This window comes from Streptomyces sp. NPDC102490 (assembly GCF_044765285.1).
GTDB lineage: Bacteria > Actinomycetota > Actinomycetes > Streptomycetales > Streptomycetaceae > Streptomyces.
In genome coordinates this window covers 283,713-301,578 of sequence record NZ_JBIWJU010000013.1, presented here as the reverse complement: position 1 = coordinate 301,578, position 17,866 = coordinate 283,713, and the positions used below count along the sequence as shown (strand labels likewise).

Here is a 17,866-nt window from a genome sequence, read left to right as displayed (position 1 = left end):
AGGACTTGTCAGCAACTGTTGCGGAAGCGTCAGTTCCGTCCGCACGTCTGGGCGACACGAACGGGTGAAGCGGTAGGCACACGTGTCGACCGCCGTCTCCCCCGGTAACCTCACACCCATGGCCTCACGTCCCTCCGCAGCCAAGAAGCAGCCCGCGAAGAAGGCGGCCGCTCCCGCGAAGGGTCCCGCCAAGAAGGCCGCCGCGAAAAAGGCGCCCGCGAAAAGGGCCCCCGCCAAGAAGGCCGCGGCGAGGAAGCCCGCGCCCCCACCGGCTCCGAGCCCCACCGGAAGCGTCTACCGACTGGTGCGCGCGCTCTGGCTGGGCCTCGCGCACGGCGTGGGCGCCGTCTTCCGCGGCATAGGGCAGGGCGCCAAGAACCTCGACCCGGCCCACCGCAAGGACGGCGTCGCCCTGCTGCTGCTCGGCATCGCGCTGATCGTCGCCGCGGGCACCTGGGCCGACCTCAAGGGCCCCGTCGGCGACCTCATCGAGATCCTCGTGACCGGCGCCTTCGGCCGCCTCGACCTGCTCGTGCCGATCCTGCTCGGCGCCATCGCCGTACGCCTGATCCGGCACCCCGAGAAGCCCGAGGCCAACGGGCGGATCGTGATCGGCCTGTCCGCGCTCGTCATCGGCGTGCTCGGCCAGGTGCACATCGCCTGCGGCTCACCGGTCCGCAGCGAGGGCATGCAGGCCATAAGGGACGCCGGCGGCCTGATCGGCTGGGGCGCGGCGACCCCGCTGTCGTACACGATGACCGACGTGCTGGCCGTGCCGCTGCTGGTGCTGCTCACCGTCTTCGGGCTGCTCGTCGTCACGGCCACCCCGGTCAACGCCATTCCGCAGCGGCTGCGGCAGCTCGGGGTGCGGCTCGGCGTGGTCGACGACCCGGAGGCCGACGCGTTCGCGGACGACGACGAGCGCTACGACGAGCAGTGGCGCGAGGCGCTGCCCGCCCGGCCCCGCAAGCGCGGGGCACCGGCCGCCGCCGAGCCCTACGATCCCGACGCGGCCGAGCAGGAGGCACTCGGCCGGCGCCGCGGCAGGCCCCGGCGGTCGGCCGTGCCGCAGCCCGAGATGAACCGTCCGATGGACGCCGTGGACGTCGCCGCGGCGGCCGCCGCCGCGCTCGACGGCGCCGTACTGCACGGGATGCCGCCCTCGCCGGTGGTCGCCGACCTCACCCAGGGCGTGAGCACGGGGGACCGCGAGTCCACGACCCCGACGCCCATGCCGGTGCCGGCCGCGCGGCCGCAGCCGGGCAAGCTCAAGAAGGACGCCGCAGAGGCGCCCGGGCGGGAACCGGCGGGCGGCGCGGTCCCCGACCTCACCAAGACGCCGCTGCCCAAGGAACGGGACCTGCCGCCGCGCGCCGAGCAGCTCCAGCTCTCCGGCGACATCACCTACGCGCTGCCCGCCCTCGACCTCCTCACGCGCGGCGGCCCCGGCAAGTCGCGCAGCGCCGCCAACGACGCCATAGTGGCCTCCCTGACCACCGTCTTCACCGAGTTCAAGGTCGACGCCGCCGTCACCGGCTTCACCCGCGGCCCGACGGTCACCCGGTACGAGGTCGAGCTGGGCCCCGCCGTGAAGGTCGAGCGGATCACCGCGCTGACCAAGAACATCGCGTACGCCGTCGCCAGCCCCGACGTGCGGATCATCAGCCCGATCCCCGGCAAGTCCGCGGTCGGCATCGAGATCCCCAACACCGACCGGGAGATGGTCAACCTCGGCGACGTGCTGCGCCTGGCCGAGTCCGCCGAGGACGACGATCCGATGCTGGTCGCCTTCGGCAAGGACGTCGAGGGCGGCTACGTCATGCACTCGCTGGCGAAGATGCCGCACATGCTGGTCGCCGGCGCCACCGGCTCCGGCAAGTCGTCCTGCATCAACTGCCTGATCACCTCGATCATGATGCGGGCGACCCCGGAGGACGTCCGGATGATCCTGGTCGACCCCAAGCGCGTCGAGCTGACCGCGTACGAGGGCATCCCGCACCTGATCACGCCGATCATCACCAACCCCAAGCGGGCCGCCGAGGCGCTCCAGTGGGTCGTGCGCGAGATGGACCTGCGCTACGACGACCTCGCCGCCTACGGCTACCGGCACATCGACGACTTCAACCGCGCGGTGCGCGAGGGCAAGGTCAAGCCGCCCGAGGGCAGCGAGCGCGAACTCCAGCCGTACCCGTACCTGCTGGTGATCGTGGACGAGCTGGCCGACCTGATGATGGTCGCGCCGCGCGACGTCGAGGACGCGATCGTGCGCATCACGCAGCTCGCGCGCGCGGCCGGCATCCACCTGGTGCTCGCCACCCAGCGGCCGTCCGTGGACGTCGTCACCGGTCTGATCAAGGCCAACGTGCCCTCGCGGCTCGCCTTCGCCACCTCCTCGCTCGCCGACTCCCGGGTCATCCTCGACCAGCCCGGCGCCGAGAAGCTGATCGGCAAGGGCGACGGTCTCTTCCTCCCGATGGGCGCGAACAAGCCGACCCGTATGCAGGGCGCGTTCGTGACCGAGGAGGAGGTCGCCGTCGTCGTCCAGCACTGCAAGGACCAGATGGCGCCGGTCTTCCGGGACGACGTCACCGTCGGGACCAAGCAGAAGAAGGAGATCGACGAGGACATCGGCGACGACCTCGACCTGCTGTGCCAGGCGGCCGAGCTGGTCGTCTCCACGCAGTTCGGGTCGACCTCGATGCTCCAGCGCAAGCTGCGCGTCGGCTTCGCCAAGGCGGGGCGGCTGATGGACCTCATGGAGTCGCGGAGCATCGTCGGACCGAGCGAGGGCTCGAAGGCGCGTGACGTTCTCGTGAAGCCCGACGAGCTGGACGGCGTGCTCGCGCTGATCCGGGGGGAGTCTGAAGGGTAGGGCCCGGGTAGGCGAAGGGTTACGCCGACGGAGGGTCACGAGGGCCGGGCGGCCGATCGTGACTCACCCGTTAGGGATCATTGAGCAACCGTTTCCCCAGGCCCTACGTCAAGTTGAGGGAAGTGACAAACAGGTAGTCCACCATCGGGGTGCCGGGCCATTCCGATGGCGTAAAGGTCGTACCGCCCGGTTGCCCCACCCGTTTGCACCCCCCCTAGACTGAACGCCCAGCACAGGCGGCTAACGCTCGAAAGGCGCCCCCGTGTCCAACGGCAACTCCCCCGAAGACGAGCGTCCGATCGAAGACGTGTCCCACGACGCCCCTGCACACGTTCCCGAGGAAGCCCGCCCCTCGGTGGGCCGCGCCCTGCAGCAGGCCCGGATCGCCGCCGGGCTGACCGTCGACGACATCTCCACCGCCACCCGCGTCCGCATCGCCATCGTGCACGCCATCGAGGCGGACGACTTCGCGCCCTGCGGCGGCGACGTCTACGCGCGCGGTCACATCCGCACCCTGGCCAAGGCCGTCGGGCTCGACCCGGCCGACCTGCTCGCGCGGTTCGACGCCGAGCACGGCGGACGCCCGGAGCCGACCCCCGCCGCGCCCCTGTTCGAGGCGGAACGCATCCGTCCCGAGCGGCGCGGACCCAACTGGACCGCCGCCATGGTCGCCGCGATCGTCGCGGTGATCGGTTTCGTGGGCTTCACCTTCGTCAAGGGCGGCGACGACGGCGGCAACGAGGCGAGCGTCGCCGAAGGGGCCCAGCCGTCGTCCGGCGAGTCCGCCTCGTCGGGCGCCAAGCCCGACAAGCCCGCCGACGCCAAGACGGAACCGAGCGACAGCGCCATCGCCGCCGCGCCCGCGGACAAGGTGACCGTCAAGGTCAGCGCCACCGAGGGCCGCAGCTGGATCTCCGCCCAGGACCACAACGGCCGGCTGCTCTTCGACGGACTGCTCAAGCAGGGCGACTCCAAGACCTTCCAGGACAACGAGAAGGTCAGGGTGGTTCTCGGCGACGCCGGAGCCGTCCAGCTCTACGTCAACGGCAAGAAGATCGAGGACGACTTCCGGCCCGGCGCCGTCGAGCGCCTCACGTACACGAAGGGCGACCCGCAGGTCGGATAGGGACGCGGGGGACGAGTCGGGACGGGGTTGGCCGGGATCGGCCAACCCCTTCGACATGGGCCGTCGGCGGGACGAAGTAGTCTTGAGCCCATGCCTGAAAGCCGTACCGTCGCACTCGTCACCCTTGGCTGCGCCCGTAACGAGGTGGACTCGGAGGAGCTCGCAGGCCGTCTGGAGGCGGACGGCTGGAAGCTCGTCGACGACGCCGAGGAAGCGGACGTCGCCGTCGTGAACACCTGCGGCTTCGTCGAGGCCGCCAAGAAGGACTCCGTGGACGCCCTCCTGGAGGCCAACGACCTCAAGGGCCACGGAAGAACGCAGGCCGTCGTGGCGGTGGGCTGCATGGCCGAGCGGTACGGCAAGGAGCTGGCCGACGCCCTCCCGGAGGCCGACGGCGTCCTCGGCTTCGACGACTACGCCGACATCTCCGACCGCCTGCAGACCATCCTGAACGGCGGCATCCACGCCGCCCACACCCCGCGCGACCGGCGCAAGCTGCTGCCGATCAGCCCCGCCGAGCGGCAGGAGGCCGGCGCCTCGGTCGCCCTGCCGGGGCACGCGCCCGCCGACCTCCCGGAGGGCGTCGCCCCCGCCTCCGGGCCCCGCGCGCCGCTGCGCCGCCGGCTGGACGGCTCCCCGGTCGCCTCCGTGAAGCTGGCCTCCGGCTGCGACCGGCGCTGCTCCTTCTGCGCCATCCCGTCCTTCCGCGGCTCCTTCATCTCGCGCCGCCCCAGCGACGTGCTGAACGAGACGCGGTGGCTGGCCGAGCAGGGCGTCAAGGAGATCATGCTGGTCTCCGAGAACAACACCTCCTACGGCAAGGACCTCGGCGACATCCGGCTGCTGGAGTCGCTGCTGCCGAACCTCGCCGACGTCGACGGCATCGAGCGGGTGCGGGTCAGCTACCTCCAGCCCGCCGAGATGCGCCCCGGTCTGATCGACGTGCTCACCTCCACCGAGAAGGTCGTGCCCTACTTCGACCTCTCCTTCCAGCACTCCGCGCCGAACGTGCTGCGCGCGATGCGCCGCTTCGGCGACACCGACCGCTTCCTGGAGCTCCTGGACACCATCCGGAGCAAGGCGCCCGAGGCGGGCGTCCGCTCCAACTTCATCGTCGGTTTCCCCGGCGAGTCCGAGGCCGACCTCGCCGAGCTGGAGCGGTTCCTCAACCACGCCCGGCTGGACGCCATCGGCGTCTTCGGGTACTCCGACGAGGAGGGCACCGAGGCGGCGACCTACGACGACAAGCTGGACGAGGACGTCGTCGCCGAGCGGCTGGCCCGGGTCTCCCGCCTGGCGGAGGAACTGGTCTCGCAGCGGGCCGACGAGCGCGTCGGCGCGACCGTGCGGGTACTCGTCGAGTCCGTGGCCTCCGCCGGGGACGGGGACGGTGTCCGCGGCCGCGCGGAGCACCAGGCCCCGGAGACGGACGGCCAGGTGCTGCTCACGAGCGGCGAAGGTCTGAGTGTCGGTCGTATGGTCGACGCGAAGGTGGTCGGTACGGAGGGCGTCGACCTGGTGGCCGAACCGCTGCTGGGCTCGCCCGAGTGGAGTGAGGAGGCCGGCAGATGACCGGAGTCCCGGCGTCCGCGGCGGGCGGCTCCTCCAGTGCGCGCAGGACCGGCCCGCGCGGCGCCTCGGGCGCGGCACAGGAACCGGGCGAGTGTACGGGCTCGGGGCCTGTCGTGGACCGGGGCACGGCGGCGCGGGGCGCGACCGAGGGCGGTGCGGCCGGACGCGGTGGCAAGATCGCGGCCGCGGCCGTCAATCAGGCGAGCGTCTGGAACGTCGCCAACCTGCTGACGATGCTCCGGCTGCTCCTCGTGCCGGCCTTCGTCGCGCTGATGCTCGGCAACGGCGGGTACGACCCGGCCTGGCGCTCCTTCGCCTGGGCCGCTTTCGCCGTCGCCATGATCACCGATCTCTTCGACGGGCATCTGGCGCGCACCTACAACCTGGTCACCGACTTCGGGAAGATCGCCGACCCCATCGCCGACAAGGCGATCATGGGCGCGGCGCTCATCTGCCTGTCCGCGCTGGGCGACCTGCCGTGGTGGGTGACGGCCGTCATCCTCGGCCGGGAACTCGGGATCACCGTCCTGCGTTTCGTGGTCATCCGGTACGGAGTCATCCCCGCGAGCCGGGGCGGCAAGCTCAAGACGCTCATCCAGGGCATCGCCGTCGGCATGTACGTCCTGGCGCTGACGGGACCCCTGGCCACCCTGAGGTTCTGGGTGATGGCCGCGGCGGTCGTCCTGACCGTGGCGACCGGGCTGGACTATGTGAAGCAGGCCATTGTGCTGCGCCGCCGGGGAATCGCCGAGCGCAGAGCGGCGTTGGAGGGGACGGAAGGTTGAGTTCCACGGCCGCCGACGTGGTGCGACTACTCACGGTCAAGGGCGAGACCCTCGCGGTCGCCGAGTCACTGACCGGTGGAATGGTCGCCGCCGCGCTCACGGCGGTCCCGGGAGCGTCCAAGGCCTTCCGGGGCTCCGTCACCGCCTACGCGACGGAACTGAAGCGGGAGCTGCTCGGCGTCGACGGCGAGCTGCTCGCGGCGCGCGGGGCGGTGGACCCGCAGGTCGCCGCCCAGATGGCGGCGGGTGTGCGGACGGCGCTGGGCGCCGACTGGGGCGTCGCGACGACGGGCGTCGCCGGCCCGGACCCGCAGGACGGGCAGCCCGTGGGAACTGTCTTCGTGGCCGTGGCCGGGCCTTTCGGGGCCGGGCGGGGTTGCGCCGATGGCGGAAAAGTGGAGGCGCTGCGGTTGAACGGCGACCGCGCGGAAATTCGTATGGAGAGTGTACGGAGCGTACTCGCGCTTCTTCTGAGGGAGCTTGCGAGCGAACAGACCGGGAATGAGCGGGCACAGGATACGGAACGGAACGGGGGGTTTTGATGTTTGCAGCCCTGAGTGAACACGACATCGCTCCCCGCACGGCCGCGGCGCGAGGCGGTACGGTGGGGCGTGAAGGATGCGGTTACACGGTCCGAGGAGGGAGCCACCGATGATTCTGCTCCGTCGCCTGCTGGGTGACGTGCTGCGTCGGCAGCGCCAACGCCAGGGCCGTACTCTGCGCGAAGTCTCCTCCTCCGCCCGAGTCTCACTCGGCTATCTCTCCGAGGTGGAGCGGGGGCAGAAGGAGGCGTCTTCCGAGCTGCTCTCCGCCATCTGCGACGCGCTGGACGTACGGATGTCCGAGCTCATGCGGGAAGTGAGCGACGAACTCGCCCTCGCCGAGCTGGCCCAGTCCGCTGCGGCGACGCCCAGCGAGACCGTACCGGCACCGGTGCGCCCGATGCTGGGTTCCGTCTCGGTGACCGGCGTGCCACCGGAGCGGGTGACCATCAAGGCGCCCGCCGAGGCAGTGGACGTCGTCGCCGCCTGAGCGCCCGAGAACGTGTGCGTGTGAGGCCCCGGCCGGGGTCGCTCCGGGAGACCGGAGGGACGAGGCCGGGGCTTCCGCATGCCCGGGCGCGTCCCCGGCGCGCGGTGGTCCGCGGGTGGGTGGGCGCCGTCGGCGGGGCGGCCGCCCCGTTTGCCGGTCTGCGGGGGTGCGGTCATCGTGGAGGGAGATGTCCGGGGGGCGAACCGACGGAGGCGTGGATGTACGTCGTCAAGAGCCCGTTGTCCGACGCGGACCTCAAGATCGTCTCGGAGGCGTTGCAGGGCGCCCTCGTCGACCTGGTCGACCTGGCCCTGGTGGCGAAGCAGATCCACTGGAACGTGGTCGGCCCGCGCTTCCGCTCCATACACCTCCAGCTGGACGAACTGGTCGGCACCGCCCGCACCCACTCGGACACCGTGGCGGAACGCGCCTCGGCGCTCGGCGTTTCCCCGGACGGGCGGGCCGCGACGGTCGCCGTCGGCAGCGGCATCGACGTGACCCCCGAGGGCTGGGTGGACGACACCACCGCCGTACAGACCATCGTGGACGCGCTGCGCGCGGTGATCGGGCGGATGCGCGAGCGGATCGCGGCGAGCGGTGACCCCGACCCGGTGAGCCAGGACATCTTCATCCAGATCACGGCCGATCTCGAGAAACAGCATTGGATGTTCCAGGCCGAAAACGGATGACGCGGGATGACCTCGGCGCGGACGGCTCGCCGGGCGGCCGCGCTGGGCCTGGGCGTGCTGTGGTGGTGGGCCGTGCTGCGCCTGGCGCTGGAGCCCGGCGCCGGGGTGATCGAAGGGACGGTCGCGCTCGGCGGCTGGGGGCTGAGCGTGCTGCCGGTGCACTGTGTGCCGCGACGCCGGGCCGCGGGGGCCCTGGGCGCGGGGCGGTGGCGACGGGCGCTGCGCGGGGCGGGGCGGGGCGAGGACCGGGCCCGGCCCGCCCGGACCGGCGCTGACCTTTACCGCGGGGCGTGACGTTCCGGTGGCGGGTGGCGGGTGGCGGGTGGCGGGTGGCGGGTGACCGGTGGCGGGTGGCCGGTGGCCGGTGGCCGGTGGCTACGGTCGGTGTCCCGGGGTCGCTGGAGTTCGCCGACGGGTTCGCCGACGGTCTGCGCGCAGTGCTGGTCGGCGGCTGAGACCGCCTCCGGCTGGGCCGGCCCTCGGCTTCCTCGGCGGTCTCGTCGGCGGTTTCGCGGCGGCTTTCTCAGCGCCGTGTCCGGGCTCCCGCGACGCCGCCCGGACGCGGCGCGGGTCCGCGCTGGCAGGCCGGGCACCAGTACGTGGGGCGCTCGCGGGAGCCGTCGCCCTGGTCGGCAACCCGGACCGACGTGCCGCAGCGCAGGCAGGGGCGGGGGGCCCGGCCGTACACGAACAGGTCCTGGCCGCGCAGTCCCGTGGTGCGGCGGACCGGGCGGTCGCGGTTGGCCTCCAGGAGCTTCTTCGCGAGCGTGGGCAGCAGCGCGGCCCGGTCGGCGGGCAGCTCGCCGACCGGCAGCCAGGGCGTGACGCCGAGCAGGAAGCACAGCTCGCTCTTGTAGACGTTGCCGATACCGGCGAGATTGCGCTGATCCAGCAGGGCCTCGCCGAGCGGGCGGGCCGGGTCCGCGCACAGGTTGTCCAGCGCCTTGGCCGGGTTCCAGTCGGGGCCGAGCAGGTCGGGGCCGAGATGGCCGACGGCGCGCTGCTCGTCGGCGGTGCGCAGGAGGTCCAGCACCGGGAGACGGTAGCCGACGGCCGTGCGGTCGGCGGTGCCGAGGATCACCCTGATCTGGTGCGCCGGGCCGCCGCTCCAGCGCTGGCCGGGCGCGAACACCTTCCAGGACCCGTCCATCCGCAGGTGCGAGTGCACCGTCAGGCCGCCCTCGACCCGGGTGAGCAGGTGCTTGCCGCGCGGGGTGACGTCCAGGACGGTGCGGCCGGTGAGGTCGACCGTGGCGTACCGGGGGACGCGGAAGTCGCTGCGGGTCAGCACCTTGCCCGCGAGGGCGTCGTGCAGCCGTCGCGCCGCCTGCCAGACCGTGTCTCCTTCGGGCATGGCTCAAGGGTGACAGGGTCACGCCCTGATGCGCAGACCGCGCGGGGTGGCGATGAACCCCGCTCCCTCCAGGAGGGGGCCGAAGGGGGACGTCAGGGCCGCCGTGCCGTTGACGCGCTCCACCGTGACCGTGCCGAGGGAACCGGCGCGGGCCGCCTCCGCGAGCGCCTCGGCTGCGGCCCGCAGACGCGGGTCCTCGGTGGGCAGCCGGTCGGGGTCGGAGGGCCACAGCAGGAGGGTCTTGCCGCCGCGCTCCATGTAGAGCGCCGGTTCGCCCTCGACGAGCACCACCAGGGAGCCCGCCTTGCGGCCGGGCTTGTGCGTGGCACCGGTGGGCGGCTCGGGCCAGCCGAGGGCCGCACCGTACGCGTTCGCCGGGTCGGCGGCGGCCAGTACGACTGCCCGCGGACCGGCGGCGCCGTGGCCGCGACGGCCGGGGAATCCTGCGTCGTACGGGCCGCGCGGGCCCTGGAAGCCCCCGTGCGCGCCGCCCCCGCGCGGGCCGCCGGCGCCGGGCTCGGCATAGTCGCGGGGTGAGATGTAGTCGCCCCGGGAGGGTGAACGGCCCAGGTGGTCGGGGTCGGCGAAGATGTCGTCGAAGGGCGCCGGGCCTCCGGGGCCTCCCGGACCCTCAGGGCCGCCTCCCGGGCCTCCCGGGCTGCCGGAGGCGAAGTCGGCGAAGGGGTCCGGAGCGCCGTCGGGCCCCACGGGGCCGCTGGACGCGGAGTCGCCGAAGGGGGCCAGGGGATCGAGGGGGTCGGGGGACGAGCCGTTGGCCGCCGCGGCGGAGCCGCCGGGTGCGGGCCGGTTCGCGGCGGCGCCGCGGGTGAACTCGTCCGGTCCTGCCTGGCCGTCACCGCGTTCGCGGGCGTTCGCCACCGCGCGCAACCGGTCCACGGCGCCCTCCATGGCGAACTGCGCCGCCCCGAGCCCCTCCACCACATAGCCGCGCCGGGCCTGGCCGCTCTCCTCGAACGCGGCCAGGATCCGGTACACCGCCGAGAGGCCGCCCTCGACGCCCTCCGCGGCGACGGCACCGCGGGTCACCACGCCGTGCCGGTCCAGGAGCGTGCGGGCCAGGGCGTGGGCCCGCACCGTGCCGTCGGCCTCGCGGGCCGGGAGCAGCGACCAGCGGCCCGCGACCGTCGGCGGGCCGGAGCGGGACGCCGGGCGGGCGGCGGCCGCCAGCGAGCCGTACCGACCGCGGGGCACCGCGCGCTTGGCACGGTGGGCCGTGGAGCCCGCGGTGCGCCCGGAGCCCAGCAGGGAGCGCAGGGGCGCCAGCGTGTCGTTCGTCAGCCGTCCGGACCAGGCCAGGTCCCACAGGGCGTCGGCCAGCTGCGGATCGGTGGCCTCCGGGTGGGTGGTGGCGCGGACCTGGTCGGCGATCTGGCGGAAGAACAGGCCGTATCCGCCCGAGAGAATGCTCAGGACGGACTCGTGCAGGGCGGTCGTCTCCAGGGGATGCGGGGGCGGCAGGAGCAGCGGGGCCGCGTCCGCGAGGTAGAGGGAGACCCAGCCGTCCTTGCCGGGCAGCGAACCCGCTCCGGCCCACACCACCTCACCGGCGGCCGTCAGCTCGTCCAGCATCGCCGGGTTGTAGTGCGCCACGCGGGAGGGGAGGACCAGCTTCTCCAGGGCGGAGGCGGGCACGGAGGCGCCCTGGAGCTGCTCGACGGCGCGGACCAGCCCGTCGACGCCGCGCAGCGTGTGTCCCTTGCCGATGTGCTGCCACTGGGGGAGGAACTGGCCGAGCGCGGCCGGCGCCACCGGCTCCAGCTCGTGCCGGAGCGCGGCCAGGGAACGGCGGCGCAGCCTGCGCAGGACGGTCGCGTCGCACCACTCCTGGCCGATGCCGGCCGGATGGAACTCGCCCTGCACGACCCGCCCCGTCCCCGCGAGGCGTTGCAGGGCGCCCTCGGTGACCGCGACGCCCAGACCGAAGCGGGCCGCAGCGGTGACCGAGGTGAAGGGGCCGTGGGTGCGGGCGTGGCGGGCGAGGAGGTCGCCGAGGGGGTCCTTGACCGGCTCCGTGAAGGCCTCCGGCACACCGACGGGCAGCGCCGTGCCCAGCGCGTCGCGCAGCCGGCCCGCGTCCTCGATCGCCGCCCAGTGGTCGGCACCGGCGATCCGCACCCTGATCGCGCGGCGGGCCGCGGCCAGCTCGGGCGCCCACTGCGGCTCCGCGCCCCGCTCGGCCAGCTCCGCGTCCGTCAGCGGGCCGAGCACCCGCAGCAGGTCGGCGACGCCCTCGGCGTCCTTGATGCGGCGGTCCTCGGTGAGCCACTGCAGCTCGCGCTCCAGCTCGGTGAGCACCTCCGCGTCGAGCAGCTCGCGCAGCTCCGCCTGGCCGAGCAGCTCGGCCAGCAGCCGCGAGTCCAGGGACAGGGCGGCGGCCCGGCGCTCGGCGAGCGGTGAGTCGCCCTCGTACAGGAACTGGGCGACGTAGCCGAAGAGCAGGGAGCGGGCGAACGGGGACGGTTCCGGGGTGGTGACCTCGACCAGGCGGACCTTGCGGGCCTCCAGGTCGCCCATCAGCTCGACCAGGCCGGGTACGTCGAAGACGTCCTGGAGGCATTCGCGGACGGCTTCCAGGACGATCGGGAACGAGCCGTACTCGCTCGCCACCTCCAGCAACTGCGCGGCGCGCTGACGCTGCTGCCACAGCGGGGTGCGCTTGCCCGGGCTGCGGCGCGGCAGCAGCAGCGCGCGGGCGGCGCACTCGCGGAACCGGGACGCGAACAGCGCCGAGCCGCCCACCTGGTCGGTGACGACCCGGTCGACCTCGCCCTTGTCGAAGACGACGTCGGCCGCGCCCACCGGCGCCTTCTCGGCGTCGTACTCGAGGCCCGGCTTCGCGGGGTCCTGGTCGAGGAAGTCCAGGCCCATCAGGTCGGCGTCCGGCAGGCGCAGCACGATGCCGTCGTCGGCGTGCATGACCTGGGCGTCCATGCCGTACCGCTCCGACAGGCGGGCGCCGAGGGCGAGGGCCCAGGGGGCGTGGACCTGGGCCCCGAAGGGGGAGTGGACCACGACCCGCCAGTCGCCCAGCTCGTCCCGGAAACGCTCGACCACGATGGTGCGGTCGTCGGGGACGTGGCCGCAGGCCTCGCGCTGCTCGGCGAGGTACGACAGCACGTTGTCCGCGGCCCAGGCGTCCAGGCCCGCGGTGACCAGGCGCAGCCGGGCGTCCTCCTTGGACAGGGAGCCGACCTCGCGCAGGAAGGCGCCCAGCGCGCGGCCCAGCTCCAGGGGGCGGCCCAGCTGGTCGCCCTTCCAGAACGGCAACCTGCCCGGCACGCCGGGCGCCGGGGAGACCAGGACCCGGTCGCGCGTGATGTCCTCGATCCGCCAGGAGCTGGTGCCGAGCGTGAAGACGTCCCCCACGCGGGACTCGTACACCATCTCCTCGTCCAGCTCGCCGACCCGGCCGCCGCCCTTCTTCGGGTCGGCACCGGCCAGGAACACCCCGAAGAGCCCGCGGTCGGGGATCGTGCCCCCGGACGTCACGGCGAGCCGCTGGGCTCCCGGGCGGCCGGTGACCGTGCCGGCGATCCGGTCCCACACCACGCGCGGGCGCAGCTCGGCGAAGGCGTCGGAGGGATAGCGGCCCGCGAGCATGTCCAGGACGGCGGTGAAGGCCGACTCCGGCAGCGAGGCGAACGGCGCGGCGCGGCGGACGGTGGCGAGGAGGTCGTCGACCTGCCAGGTGTCCAGCGCGGTCATCGCCACCAGCTGCTGGGCCAGCACGTCCAGCGGGTTGGCGGGGATCCTGAGGGCCTCGATGGCGCCGCTGCGCATCCGCTCGGTGACCACGGCCGACTGCACCAGGTCGCCGCGGTACTTCGGGAAGACCACGCCCGTGGAGACGGCGCCGACCTGGTGCCCCGCGCGGCCGACGCGCTGGAGCCCGGAGGCCACGGAGGGCGGCGACTCCACCTGGATCACGAGGTCGACGGCGCCCATGTCGATGCCCAGCTCCAGGCTGGAGGTGGCGACCACGGCGGGCAGCCGGCCCGCCTTGAGGTCCTCCTCGACGAGGGCGCGCTGCTCCTTGGAGACCGAGCCGTGGTGGGCGCGGGCGATCACGGGCGGGGCGCCCTGGGCGGCGCCCGAGCCGCCCATCAGCTCGGCGGGGGAGTGGTGCTCGTCCAGGGGCTCGCCGGTGGCCCGCTCGTACGCGATCTCGTTGAGCCGGTTGCACAGGCGCTCGGCCAGCCGCCGGGAGTTGGCGAAGACGATCGTGGAGCGGTGCGACTGGACCAGGTCGGTGATCCGCTCCTCGACGTGCGGCCAGATCGACGGGCGTTCCGCGCCCTCGTTGCCGTCCGCGACCGGGGAGCCGCCCAGCTCGCCGAGGTCCTCGACCGGGACGACGACGGACAGGTCGAACTCCTTGCCCGACTCCGGCTGGACGATCTCGACCTTGCCGCGCGGGGCGAGGAACCGGGCGACCTCGTCCACGGGGCGGACCGTCGCCGACAGGCCGATGCGGCGGGCCGGTTTCGGCAGCAGCTCGTCCAGTCGCTCCAGGGTGAGGGCGAGATGGGCGCCGCGCTTGGTGCCCGCGACCGCGTGCACCTCGTCCAGGATCACCGTCTCGATGCCGGTCAGCGCGTCGCGCGTGGCCGACGTCAGCATCAGGAACAGGGACTCCGGGGTGGTGATCAGGATGTCCGGCGGCCGCGTGGACAGGGCGCGGCGCTCGGCGGCCGGGGTGTCGCCGGAGCGGATGCCGACCTTGACCTCGGGCTCGGGCAGGCCGAGGCGGACGGACTCCTGCCTGATGCCGGTCAGCGGACTGCGGAGGTTGCGCTCGACGTCGACGGCCAGTGCCTTGAGCGGGGAGACGTACAGGACGCGGCAGCGCTTCTTGGGGTCGGCGGGCGGGGGCGTCGAGGTCAGCTGGTCCAGCGCGGCGAGGAAGGCGGCCAGCGTCTTGCCCGAGCCGGTGGGGGCGACCACCAGCACGTCCGAACCCTGCGAGATGGCCTGCCACGCGCCCGCCTGGGCGGAGGTGGGCGCGGAGAAGGCCCCCGTGAACCAGCCGCGGGTCGCGGGGGAGAAGCCGTCCAGGGCTCGGTGTGCGGAGCTGACCATGGATCCATCGTGCACCCGACCACTGACAATCGGCCCGAGCCGGGCGGACCGGCCGGACGTGGCCGGTGCCGGGCGCCCGACCGGCCGGACGTCGCGACTGCTCGGGCGAGCCGGGCGTGCGCGGGTGTCCGAGCCGGGCTGTCGCCGGAGGCGGGTACCGACGCCGCCTATGCCGGGGGCGAGGCGCACGCCTCCCGCGCTCCCCAGGCCCCGGGCGCCCCGTACCCCACGCCCCGCGGGGGCGGGGCGGGGAGCGCGTGCCGCATCGGCGTGAGTCACCGACGTGCGCCGGGCGTCCCGAGCCCGGCTGCCGGGATGGCCGCCCCGGACCGTCGCCGGGGACGAGGTGAGGCGCGGCGAGCGTGGCGGAGAATGGGGGGCATGGCGGGATCGGGTGAGCGGGCGCGGCACTGGCGGTACGCGGAGCTGCCCGACGTCGACCTGCTCCGCGCCCAGTACATACGGAAGACCTTCGTGCGCCACACGCACGAGCACTTCGTCATCGCCGCCATCGCCGACGGTGTGGAGGTCTTCCACCACGGCGGGAGCGACCAGTACGCCGGGGCCGGCTCGCTCGCCCTGGTCAACCCGGACACCCCGCACACGGGGCGGGCCGGCGTGCCGGAGGGATGGCGGTACGGGGCCGTCTACCCGGCGCCCGAGCTGGTGGCCGGGATCGCGGCGGAGACGACGACGTTGCGCGGGACGCCGGGGTTCGTCCGGCCGGTGCTCGACGACCCGTACAGCGTCGAGCTGGTGCACCGCGTGCTGCGGGCCGCCGACGACGGCAACGCGCTCGCCGCCGACACCCTGCTGCGGGTGGCCGTGACCCGGCTGCTGCGGCTGAACGGCGGCCCGCTGCCCCGGCGCCAGGTGCGTACGGCCGGGGCCAGGACGGCGGCACGCGCGCGTGCCGTGCTGGAGGAGCGGATGGCCGACCCGCCGAGCCTGGAGCGGCTCGCCGGGGAGCTGGGAAGCAGCCCGTTCGCGCTGCTGCGGGCCTTCCGGCAGACCTACGGTATGCCGCCCCACACCTGGCTGACGGACGCCCGCGTGCGCCGGGCGCGGCGGCTGCTGGACACCGGCACCTCCCCGGCCGAGGCCGCCGTCGCCGTCGGGTTCACCGACCAGCCGCACCTGAACCGGCACTTCGCGCGGATCGTCGGCGTGCCGCCCGGTGCCTACCAGCGCGAGCGCAAGAACGTACAAGACGCGCGGCGGGGGCTGCTCGTACCGTTCGAGGCGTGACAGAACAGACAGCCCTTCCCGATGCTCCCGGGACGCGGGGCGCCGGCCCCAAGCCGGACGCCGCTGTCGTACGGGACGCCCTCGGGGTCGGGGTCGCCGTCGGACTGTCCGGGTTCGCCTTCGGGGTGACCTCGGCCGGCAGCGGACTCTCCCTGGCCCAGACCTGCGCCCTCAGCCTCCTGGTGTTCACCGGGGCGTCCCAGTTCGCGCTCGTCGGCGCCCTCGCGGCCGGCGGGAACCCGCTCACCGCGGCGGCGGGGGCGTTCTTCCTGGGGGTGCGCAACGCCTTCTACGGGTTGCGCCTGTCGCAGTTGCTGGCCCTCCCGCGCGCGGTGCGGCCGTTCGCCGCGCAGTGGGTCATCGACGAGACGGCGGCGGTGGCGCTCGCGCAGCCCACGCGGCGCGCCGTCCGGATCGGGTTCACCGTCACCGGACTCACCCTGTACGTCCTGTGGAACCTCACCACGCTGCTCGGGGCGCTGGGCGCGGAGGCCATCGGGGACACCGACGCGTGGGGTCTCGACGCGGCCGGTCCTGCGGTCTTCCTCGCGCTGCTCGCGCCGATGCTGAAGAACACCACCGAGCGCGTGGTCGCCGCCCTGGCCGTTCTCCTGGGGCTCGGCCTGCTGCCCGTGCTGCCCGCGGGCGTGCCCGTCCTGGTGGCCGCGCTGGCGGCGCCGCTCGTCCTGTGGGCGCGCGGACGCCGCGCGGGTGGTGCCGAGGATGGTGCGGTCCGCGGGGCCGCCGAGGGGGAGGGCGAGCGATGAGCGTGTGGATCGCGATCGGCGCGACCGCGGTGGGCTGTTACGTGGTCAAGCTTCTCGGGCTGCTGGTGCCCGCGGGCGCCCTGGAACGGCCCGTGGTCCGGCGGCTCGCCGCGCTGCTGCCCGTCGCCCTCCTCGCGGCGCTCACCGCCCAGCAGACCTTCGCCGACGAGCAGACCCTCGTGCTGGACGCGCGGGCCGCCGGAGTCGCCGCGGCCGCCGTCGCGCTGCTGCTGCGCGCGCCGTTCCTGCTCGTCGTCGCGGCGGCCGTGGTGGTCACCGCGGGCGTACGGGCCATGGGCGGCTGAAGCGGCGGGTCGGCCGACCGGCGGATCAGCCGAGGGGACGGCCGTACGCCCGCAGGGTGCACAGGGCCTCCAGCGTCACCCGGGCGCGGATCTCCAGCGCCGGGAGGGGGGCCCACCGGCGCCGGCGCACCGGCCAGCCGCCGTCGTCCTCCTGCTCGGCCGCGAGGAAGTCGAGGGAGCGGGCCATCTCGTCGTCCGTGAACCACGCGCGCGCGAGCGAACGCGGGTCCCTCGCGTAGTCGTGCGGGAAGCGGTGCTCGCCCCGGGCGTGGCCGGGAGGGACCGGGTACGCGTCGAGAGCGCCCGGGTCCAGCACGGCGAGGCGCTGTTCGCGCACCAGGCGACCCAGCCGGTCGGCCGCGGCCCGCGCGCGCGGGCGGTCCGGAGCGGCGTCCAGGAAGGCCACGGCGGCCTCGACCTCGTGCGGGTGCGGGGACGTCAGCGACTCGGCCGCCTGCCAGCAGAAGTCCGTGGCGCGGAACAGCCAGGCGTGCCAGACCTCGTTGCGGTGCAGCAGTCCGACCACCGGACCGGTGACGAGCAGCGCGCCGGGAGGGTCGGCCATGACCGGCACGAAGGGCGCGGCCGGATACCCGTCCCGGCTCGCCCGGGTCACCGGCAGGGCGCCGTCGGGCGTGGACACGGAGGTCAGATAGCGGCAGATCCGCTCGGCCCGCTGCCCGCCGCAGCGGCCGACGGCGTCCAGGACGCGCAGGGCACACGCGGTGTGCAGCGGCTGACTGACCGGGCCGCGCAGATCGGGCTCCAACGCATGGCCGTACCCGCCGTCCTCGTTGCGGTACGCCTCCAGCGCGGTCTCCACCGGGCCGGGGTCCCCACCGCGGAAGTGGTACGCGAACAACCGCTGCTCCAGTACGCGCGCGGTAAGCCAGACGAAGTGCTCCGCGCGCGCGAGCGGTGCACGGGACTGAGGGGTGCGGTCAGTCGCGGGCGGAGGGATCGCGGGGAGTGGGGACGCTCCGGTTTCGGCCATGGACAGACCGTAGGCCGGAAAG

Annotated in this window: 15 protein-coding genes; 12 read left to right on the top strand and 3 right to left on the bottom strand. The window is 74.0% G+C overall.

The genetic code is table 11. The annotated features are described in order from the left end of the window. The first annotated feature begins 118 nt into the window (after positions 1 to 118). The 9 genes from ACIRGB_RS29265 (at position 119) to ACIRGB_RS29225 (ending at position 8,531) form a co-directional block, all read left to right on the top strand. A complete protein-coding gene (locus ACIRGB_RS29265) occupies positions 119 to 2,872 on the top strand; it encodes a DNA translocase FtsK (RefSeq protein WP_403871365.1) in 2,754 nt (917 codons plus the stop codon). 262 nt (positions 2,873 to 3,134) lie between these two features. Beyond that, complete coding sequence (locus tag ACIRGB_RS29260; RefSeq protein ID WP_403871363.1) at positions 3,135 to 3,998, top strand: helix-turn-helix domain-containing protein; 864 nt, start codon at positions 3,135 to 3,137, stop codon at positions 3,996 to 3,998. Between the two features lie 90 nt (positions 3,999 to 4,088). Next, positions 4,089 to 5,570, top strand: coding sequence for a 30S ribosomal protein S12 methylthiotransferase RimO (rimO, locus tag ACIRGB_RS29255; protein WP_403871360.1), 1,482 nt, complete (start codon positions 4,089 to 4,091; stop codon positions 5,568 to 5,570). Further along, positions 5,567 to 6,355, top strand: coding sequence for a CDP-diacylglycerol--glycerol-3-phosphate 3-phosphatidyltransferase (gene pgsA / locus ACIRGB_RS29250; protein WP_403871357.1), 789 nt, complete (start codon positions 5,567 to 5,569; stop codon positions 6,353 to 6,355). Before rimO ends, pgsA begins: the two co-directional genes overlap by 4 nt. After that, positions 6,352 to 6,897 carry a CinA family protein gene (locus tag ACIRGB_RS29245; protein WP_403871354.1) on the top strand — a complete coding sequence of 182 codons (546 nt, stop codon included), beginning with the start codon at positions 6,352 to 6,354 and terminating at the stop codon, positions 6,895 to 6,897. Before pgsA ends, ACIRGB_RS29245 begins: the two co-directional genes overlap by 4 nt. Before the next feature lie 109 nt (positions 6,898 to 7,006). Then, a complete protein-coding gene (locus ACIRGB_RS29240) occupies positions 7,007 to 7,387 on the top strand; it encodes a helix-turn-helix domain-containing protein (RefSeq protein ID WP_007387871.1) in 381 nt (126 codons plus the stop codon). 218 nt (positions 7,388 to 7,605) lie between these two features. Beyond that, positions 7,606 to 8,076, top strand: a complete 471-nt coding sequence (locus tag ACIRGB_RS29235) for a Dps family protein (protein WP_403871351.1) — start codon at positions 7,606 to 7,608, stop codon at positions 8,074 to 8,076. Positions 8,077 to 8,082: 6 nt separating this feature from the next. Next, positions 8,083 to 8,370, top strand: coding sequence for a hypothetical protein (locus ACIRGB_RS29230; RefSeq protein WP_403871349.1), 288 nt, complete (start codon positions 8,083 to 8,085; stop codon positions 8,368 to 8,370). Next, positions 8,367 to 8,531: a hypothetical protein gene (locus ACIRGB_RS29225; RefSeq protein WP_403871346.1), complete on the top strand. Its 165-nt coding sequence runs from the start codon at positions 8,367 to 8,369 to the stop codon at positions 8,529 to 8,531. The genes ACIRGB_RS29230 and ACIRGB_RS29225 overlap by 4 nt, the downstream gene beginning before the upstream one ends. 68 nt (positions 8,532 to 8,599) lie before the next feature. Here ACIRGB_RS29225 and ACIRGB_RS29220 read toward each other — a convergent pair whose 3' ends face one another. Both ACIRGB_RS29220 and ACIRGB_RS29215 read right to left on the bottom strand, forming a co-directional pair. Next, complete coding sequence (locus ACIRGB_RS29220) at positions 8,600 to 9,430, bottom strand: DNA-formamidopyrimidine glycosylase family protein (RefSeq protein ID WP_403871343.1); 831 nt, start codon at positions 9,428 to 9,430, stop codon at positions 8,600 to 8,602. Positions 9,431 to 9,448: 18 nt separating this feature from the next. Continuing rightward, the gene (locus ACIRGB_RS29215; protein WP_403871340.1) at positions 9,449 to 14,530 is read right to left on the bottom strand and encodes an ATP-dependent helicase; all 5,082 of its coding nucleotides are present in this window, start codon (positions 14,528 to 14,530) and stop codon (positions 9,449 to 9,451) included. A gap of 381 nt (positions 14,531 to 14,911) precedes the next feature. On the opposite strand from ACIRGB_RS29215, the gene ACIRGB_RS29210 reads away from it, so the two are divergent. Genes ACIRGB_RS29210 through ACIRGB_RS29200 form a run of 3 tightly spaced genes read left to right on the top strand, consistent with a single transcriptional unit; the run spans position 14,912 to position 16,850 of the window. Next, positions 14,912 to 15,778, top strand: coding sequence for an AraC family transcriptional regulator (locus tag ACIRGB_RS29210; RefSeq protein WP_403871337.1), 867 nt, complete (start codon positions 14,912 to 14,914; stop codon positions 15,776 to 15,778). After that, on the top strand, positions 15,775 to 16,545 hold the full coding sequence (locus ACIRGB_RS29205) for an AzlC family ABC transporter permease (RefSeq protein WP_403871334.1): 771 nt from the start codon (positions 15,775 to 15,777) through the stop codon (positions 16,543 to 16,545). The genes ACIRGB_RS29210 and ACIRGB_RS29205 overlap by 4 nt, the downstream gene beginning before the upstream one ends. After that, entirely contained in the window at positions 16,542 to 16,850 is a 309-nt protein-coding gene (locus ACIRGB_RS29200) for an AzlD domain-containing protein (RefSeq protein ID WP_403871331.1), read from the top strand. Before ACIRGB_RS29205 ends, ACIRGB_RS29200 begins: the two co-directional genes overlap by 4 nt. A 25-nt stretch (positions 16,851 to 16,875) precedes the next feature. On the opposite strand, the gene ACIRGB_RS29195 is transcribed toward ACIRGB_RS29200, so the two are convergent. Next, positions 16,876 to 17,844 carry a hypothetical protein gene (locus tag ACIRGB_RS29195; protein ID WP_403871328.1) on the bottom strand — a complete coding sequence of 323 codons (969 nt, stop codon included), beginning with the start codon at positions 17,842 to 17,844 and terminating at the stop codon, positions 16,876 to 16,878. Positions 17,845 to 17,866 lie beyond the last annotated feature (22 nt).

Coding starts and splice junctions, on each gene's coding strand:
- ACIRGB_RS29265 (WP_403871365.1), top strand. CDS start 119: ATGGCCTCACGTCCCTCCGCAGCCAAGAAGCAGCCCGCGAAGAAGGCG.
- ACIRGB_RS29220 (WP_403871343.1), bottom strand. CDS start 9,430: ATGCCCGAAGGAGACACGGTCTGGCAGGCGGCGCGACGGCTGCACGAC.
- pgsA (WP_403871357.1), top strand. CDS start 5,567: ATGACCGGAGTCCCGGCGTCCGCGGCGGGCGGCTCCTCCAGTGCGCGC.
- ACIRGB_RS29230 (WP_403871349.1), top strand. CDS start 8,083: ATGACCTCGGCGCGGACGGCTCGCCGGGCGGCCGCGCTGGGCCTGGGC.
- ACIRGB_RS29195 (WP_403871328.1), bottom strand. CDS start 17,844: ATGGCCGAAACCGGAGCGTCCCCACTCCCCGCGATCCCTCCGCCCGCG.
- rimO (WP_403871360.1), top strand. CDS start 4,089: ATGCCTGAAAGCCGTACCGTCGCACTCGTCACCCTTGGCTGCGCCCGT.
- ACIRGB_RS29200 (WP_403871331.1), top strand. CDS start 16,542: ATGAGCGTGTGGATCGCGATCGGCGCGACCGCGGTGGGCTGTTACGTG.
- ACIRGB_RS29240 (WP_007387871.1), top strand. CDS start 7,007: ATGATTCTGCTCCGTCGCCTGCTGGGTGACGTGCTGCGTCGGCAGCGC.
- ACIRGB_RS29210 (WP_403871337.1), top strand. CDS start 14,912: ATGGCGGGATCGGGTGAGCGGGCGCGGCACTGGCGGTACGCGGAGCTG.
- ACIRGB_RS29215 (WP_403871340.1), bottom strand. CDS start 14,530: ATGGTCAGCTCCGCACACCGAGCCCTGGACGGCTTCTCCCCCGCGACC.
- ACIRGB_RS29235 (WP_403871351.1), top strand. CDS start 7,606: ATGTACGTCGTCAAGAGCCCGTTGTCCGACGCGGACCTCAAGATCGTC.